Genomic DNA, 5,360 nt, shown 5'->3' with positions numbered 1-5,360 from the left:
ATCTCGGTGATCAAGACCGCGTTAGACGCTGGCTGGTCCATCGGCATCTCGGGGCTACCGGCCCCCGCATGCTGCACCACCGTCAGGTCCAGCTCCGTGCAAAGTGCCCAGATCGGCTCGTAGCGGGTGTGGAAGAGCGGGGCGACCTGAGGGTCACCGGGCGAGACAGGGGGGATGAGCACGCCTCCGAAACAGCCGTGCTCGGCTCCCCAGCGGATCTCTTCCAAAGCCAGCTCGACATCGTTGGGGAAGATCTGAATCAACCCGCGGCGACGGTCCGGGGCAAGCAAACAGAAGTCGATCTGCCAACGGTTGTGGGCCTGCACTCCGGCCCACCGCTTCTCGAGCTCGTCGCGGGTCCGGGGCAGGCTGATGGTGATGTTGGGACTGGTCGGAAAGAACGGCGGGACCGTGTTCGGTAACAGCACCTCGGCCGCCACCCCGTCGGCGTCCATGTCACGCAGCCGGACGTGCGGGTCGTAGTGGCCGGGCGTGGCCATGTTCGGATGATTGGTGAAGGCGGCGCCGCGTGCCCCCCCGCTCTTGGCGAACATCTCGCGCATGGCTTCCTGCTCGGCCTGATGCTTGGCGACGAAGGCGTCGTAGCGCTCCAGGTACTTCTTCGGGCAGTAGGGCCGCATGTCTTCCACCAGGCGCGGCCCCACGTGCGAGTCGCACGAGACGATCAGCGCCGGTGCCGTCTCCTCGAGGGCGGCGCCGCCCCGACCGTCGGTCCCGTCGTGGCTGTCAGGCATCCCCAATCCCCCTCGTTGACTGGTGTGAAAATATGTCCCGGCCCCCACCCTGTCAAGGGAAGGGGCCTGGTCCGCCGGACCTACAGAGACGCCCGGACCGCCTCCATCAGCCGGGTCCCCCGGCGGTCCTCGCCCATCTTGTGGAGGTTCATCACATAGCCCATGGAGACTCCGCTCTCCGGGTCGGCCAGACCGAAGGAGCCGCCGGCACCCGCATGGCCGAACGAGTGGGGACCGAGCATCGGAGACGGCTCCGACGCCAACGAGAAGCCGAGACCCCAGCGGGTGGCATGACGCAGGATCCGGTCCTCCCCCTCAGCCTGAGGTGTTGTTGCCGCCGCCAGGGTCTCGGGCGTGAACAGCCGCCGGCCGTGCACCTCGCCGATCAGGGAGGCGTACAGCTTGGCCAGAGAACGCGCCGTGGTGACCCCGTTGGCCGATGGCATCTCGATGCGCAGCCACTCGGGGGCGTTGTAGTCCGGCATCAGGTGGGTGAACAGAGCCACCCGCATGATCAGGCCGAACCGCTCGGCCAGGTCGTCGGCTCCGCCGCCCGTCGGCTCCTCCCGTTCCGCGTCAGCGCGTTTACATCCGGCGTCCCCGGACACTGCCCCGTAGGCCGGGGACAGCACCCGGGCCACCTTCGGGATCACGTCCTCCGGGGTCCCGATCCAGGCGTCGAGGGCCAACGGTCCCGCCACTTCCTCCGCCAGGAAGCGGCCGATGGTCCGGCCGGTGATCCGGCGGACCAGCTCTCCGACCATGTAGCCGTACGTCTGGCCGTGGTAGCCGTGGGCCGTCCCCGGCTTCCACAGCGGCTTCTGGGCGGCGATGGCGTCCACCACCGGGAACCAGGCGAACACGTCCTCGGCGGTGAAGGTCCTGTCCACCACGGGGACGCCGGCGCGATGGGCCAGCACCCACCGGACCGGTACCGACTCCTTCCCCTCCGCCTTGAACTCGGGCCAGTACGCCGCGACCGGAGCGTCGAGGTCGAGCTCCCCGCGCTGGGCCAACAGGTTGGCGCAGACGGCGGTGAGGCCCTTGGTGGTCGAGGCGACCCTCACCGGGGTGTGCTCCTCCCACGGCGCACCTGTCTCGGTGTTCCGCACGCCCGCCCAGAGATCCACGACCGGGCGCCCGTGGCGGTACACCGCGACCGCCGCGCCCACCTCCCCCTCTTCGGCGAAGTTGACCTCGAACGCCCGACGGACGGGCTCGTAGCCGGGCTCGACGGCGCCGTGGACGGCTTCCCTGGCCATGTTCCCCCTATTCAACGGCTGTCGAGACAAACTGCACGCGTCGCTCCGGCGGCTCAGGACAGTTGGACGCGGATCCCCTCCAGGGCGCACCTCAGCTCGAAGCGCAGCTGGGTCTCGCTGTCGGTCCGGTCCAGGGCGTCCCACACCTTGCGGATGGAGCGGAGCTCATTGTCCGGACGGGTGCGGAGCCGGTCGCGCGTGGCGGCCAGATCGGCCATCACCCGCGCCGTCTCGGCGTCTCCGGCCATGCCGGCCACCTCCTGGTGGACCGTGGCCATCACGATCCGGGTGATGAACACCGACGCCTGGCTGGCCAGCTGCATGCTGAATCCCGAGCGCACCAGGTGCTCCATCAGGCGGTCCATCTGGGCCAGGGACCGCTCGGTCACCAACGGATTGTGCTGGGCGTAGCGCAGCCACGGCGCGACCGACAGGTGCTTGCGCCGCAGCTCGAAGGCATAGGCCTCGAGCCACTCCGACCAGTCCGCCTGGTCCGACGGCAGCCATTGCTCGTCAGTGGCGTCGTCGATGAGCGCGGTCAGCACCAGCCGGCCCAGCTCGACCTGGTCCTTCACGTAGTAGTAGAGGCTGGTGCGCGTCACCCCGAGGGCGTCGGCCACCGCCTGTAGCCCGATGCCGTCGGGCCCCAGCCTGCGGGCTTCACGTACCAGGTCCTCGCGCGAGATGCTCGGGCGCCGCCCTCTCCGTTTGGCCGATGCTCCCGCACCGACCGGCGAACGCACCCGCTGGCTGCTCATGGCCTCCCCTGCTCGCGACCAACCCTCGACACCGCTCCTGCGGCCATGTTAGTTTTTCACATACGTCAAGGGGCTGACGCTGGGGGGCGATGGCGTGATTGTGGAGACGGCCGGGTAGTGGCTCCCACCTCCTCCGGGCCCGAGCGCCGGACCGTGCTCGGCGTCCCCCTGCCCGCTCCCGACGGATCCCACCTGCCGCTCAGCCTCCGGGAGATGGCCGGCCGGATGGGCTGGTCCAACGTCGTCAGCGGGGTCGTGCCGGTTGCCACGTTCATGCCCCTGGACTGGACCTACGGCCTGCGCTGGGCCATGGCCGGCGCCACCGCCGCCTCGGTGACTCTGGGGCTGGCCCGGCGGGCCCGGGGCCGGCGCCCCGGCCTGGTGCTGTGGATCAGCCTGGCCTTCCTCGTCGCCCGGGGCGCCGTCGGCGTCGCCACCAACTCGGAGCTCGCCTACTTCGGGCCCGGGATCGTGACCAGCTTCCTGGTGGCGGCGATCTTCCTCGGGTCGGTGGCGGTGGGCCGTCCCGCCATCGGCGCCGCCTTCAAGGTCGTGTTCGGGCCGCCGGACCCGCGAAGCCCGCCGGACGACCGCCAGCGGATCTTCCGGCAGCTGTCCCTGGTGTGGGGGATCTACAGCCTGGCCTCGGGGATCCTTCAGATCTGGCTGCTGCGCACCGTGTCGGCCGGGACGTACATCGCCGTCCGCCAGGCCACCAACCTGGCGGGGACCGTCCCGATGATCGCCGGGTCCCTCTACCGGATTCGCGGCCTGGTCACCCGGCCCGCGCCCGAGACGGCGGCGTGACCACTGTCCTCGGCAGACTTGGGCCTGCAGGTGCTCGCGAGCGCTGAGGTCTCCGAGCCACAGACAGCGGGGTGAGCGGGATGGAGCTTTCCGGGCGCACGGCGGTCGTGACGGGTGCGGGCAGCGGGATCGGCCGGGGCCTGGCCCTGGCGCTGGCCGAGGCCGGCATGAACGTCGTGGTGTCCGACATCGAGCCCGACGCCGCCGCGGCGGTGGTCGAAGAGGTGGAGGAGCACGGCCGCCAGGCCCTCGCCGTCCAGACCGACGTATCCAGCTTCGCCGACGTCGAGCGGCTCGCCGACGTCACGTATCAGGAGTTCCGATCGGCCGACGTGCTGTGCAACAACGCCGGGGTGCTCCTGATGGGACCGATCACCGACATGATCGTGGAGGACTGGCGGTGGGTCTTCGACGTCAACCTGATGGGCGTCGTGCACGGGATCCATGCCTTCGTCCCCCGGATGACCAGGCAGGGCGGCGGCCACATCCTCAACACCTCCTCGGTCGCCGCCCTCGGCGGAGGGGGGATCTACGGGGCGTCGAAGTCGGCCCTCCTGGCTCTGTCCGAGACCCTCCACGAGGAGCTGGGTCCGGCCGGCATCGGGGTGTCGGTGCTCTGCCCCGGCAACATCAGCAGCCGCATCCTCGGCGCCCAGCGCAACCGGCCCACGAGCTATGGACGGAAGGCCGCCGAGCCGTTCGGGACCGACATCACCGACTTCGGACTCGACCCCCTGCTGGTTGGGCGGCGGGCCCGGGCCGCCATCGAGGCGGGCGAGCTGTACGTGTTCGCCTTCCCGACCGGCTGGGAGGAACACGTGGCGCCCCGGGCCCGGGAGCGCTACAACGCCATCCTGGCCGCCATCGACGCCGGCGGCATCGCTTCGGAGGGACGACAAGGTGGCCGGTGAACAGCAGCAAGGTGGATCGGGTCGGCTCGACGGCAAGGTGGCCATCGTCACGGGGGGCGCCCGGGGCAGTGGTCAGGCCATAGCCCGCCGCTTCGTGGCCGAGGGGGCCCGGGTCGTGGTGGCCGACGTGCTCGACGACCGGGGAAAGCCGGCGGTGGAGGAGCTGGGCCCGGCCGCCCTGTACCGGCACTGTGACGTGAGCGAGGAGCAGGACTGGGACGACCTGACGGCCTACACGGTCGCCCAGTTCGGCCGTCTGGACGTCCTCGTCAACAACGCCGCCGTCCTCCACATCAACCTGCTCCGGGAGACGACAGTGGACGCCTATCTCCGCGTCTTCCGGGTGAACGAGCTGGGCACGTTCCTCGGGATACGCGCCGCCATCGAGCCGATGAAGAGCGCCGGGGGCGGCTCGATCGTCAACATCTCGTCGATCGACGGCCACTACGCCGCCCCCCGTACCAGTGCGTACTCGGCCAGCAAGTTCGCGGTCCGAGGGCTCACCAAGGTGGCGGCTCTGGAGCTGGGACGCCTCGGCATCCGGGTCAACGCCATCTGCCCGGCGGCGGGCAACCCCGAGATGGTGATGGAGTCGCTCCCCCCGGCGATGATCGAGGCCTACGCCTCCGGCGCCGGCGAGCGGCGGTCGGCCATGGCCACTCCCCCGGTAGGCCGGTTCGGCACGGTGGAGGACGTGGCCGCCGCGGCCCTCTTCCTGGCCTCGGACGACAGCGCCTACTTCACCGGCGCCGACTTCATGCTCGACGGGGGAACCACCAGCGGCATGCACATACCGGACCTGATGGAGTAGGGCCCGGCTGTGAGTGAGGCCTCACTCACGTTATAGTGGGCGGAATGGCGTCCACC

General features: G+C 70.3%; 6 protein-coding genes. 3 read left to right on the top strand and 3 right to left on the bottom strand.

Features of this window, described 5'->3' with window-relative positions; all coding sequences use genetic code 11:
* The 3 genes from VFW24_11830 to VFW24_11820 form a co-directional block, all read right to left on the bottom strand.
* On the bottom strand, nt 1-755 hold a 755-nt coding region (locus VFW24_11830), incomplete at its 3' end, for an amidohydrolase family protein (protein ID HEX5267452.1).
* Nucleotides 756-835: 80 nt separating this feature from the next.
* Nucleotides 836-2,017, bottom strand: a complete 1,182-nt coding sequence (locus VFW24_11825; protein ID HEX5267451.1) for a serine hydrolase domain-containing protein — start codon at nt 2,015-2,017, stop codon at nt 836-838.
* Nucleotides 2,018-2,070: 53 nt separating this feature from the next.
* Complete coding sequence (locus VFW24_11820) at nt 2,071-2,775, bottom strand: TetR/AcrR family transcriptional regulator C-terminal domain-containing protein (protein ID HEX5267450.1); 705 nt, start codon at nt 2,773-2,775, stop codon at nt 2,071-2,073.
* Nucleotides 2,776-2,892: 117 nt separating this feature from the next.
* On the opposite strand from VFW24_11820, the gene VFW24_11815 reads away from it, so the two are divergent.
* The 3 genes from VFW24_11815 (at nt 2,893) to VFW24_11805 (ending at nt 5,304) form a co-directional block, all read left to right on the top strand.
* On the top strand, nt 2,893-3,582 hold the full coding sequence (locus VFW24_11815) for a DUF3159 domain-containing protein (GenBank protein ID HEX5267449.1): 690 nt from the start codon (nt 2,893-2,895) through the stop codon (nt 3,580-3,582).
* 80 nt (nt 3,583-3,662) lie between these two features.
* Entirely contained in the window at nt 3,663-4,493 is an 831-nt protein-coding gene (locus VFW24_11810; protein ID HEX5267448.1) for an SDR family NAD(P)-dependent oxidoreductase, read from the top strand.
* Entirely contained in the window at nt 4,483-5,304 is an 822-nt protein-coding gene (locus VFW24_11805; GenBank protein HEX5267447.1) for a glucose 1-dehydrogenase, read from the top strand. Before VFW24_11810 ends, VFW24_11805 begins: the two co-directional genes overlap by 11 nt.
* The last annotated feature ends 56 nt before the right edge of the window (nt 5,305-5,360 follow it).

The sequence above is a fragment of the Acidimicrobiales bacterium genome (genome assembly GCA_036273495.1).
Classification (GTDB): Bacteria; Actinomycetota; Acidimicrobiia; order Acidimicrobiales; family JAJPHE01; genus DASSEU01.
Note: the sequence above shows the minus strand (reverse complement) of the source record. Positions and strands in the feature narration are given on the sequence as shown.

Bases quoted from the DNA above. Each gene is read 5' to 3' on its own strand.
- VFW24_11825 (HEX5267451.1), bottom strand. From the start codon at position 2,017: ATGGCCAGGGAAGCCGTCCACGGCGCCGTCGAGCCCGGCTACGAGCCC.
- VFW24_11810 (HEX5267448.1), top strand. From the start codon at position 3,663: ATGGAGCTTTCCGGGCGCACGGCGGTCGTGACGGGTGCGGGCAGCGGG.
- VFW24_11820 (HEX5267450.1), bottom strand. From the start codon at position 2,775: ATGAGCAGCCAGCGGGTGCGTTCGCCGGTCGGTGCGGGAGCATCGGCC.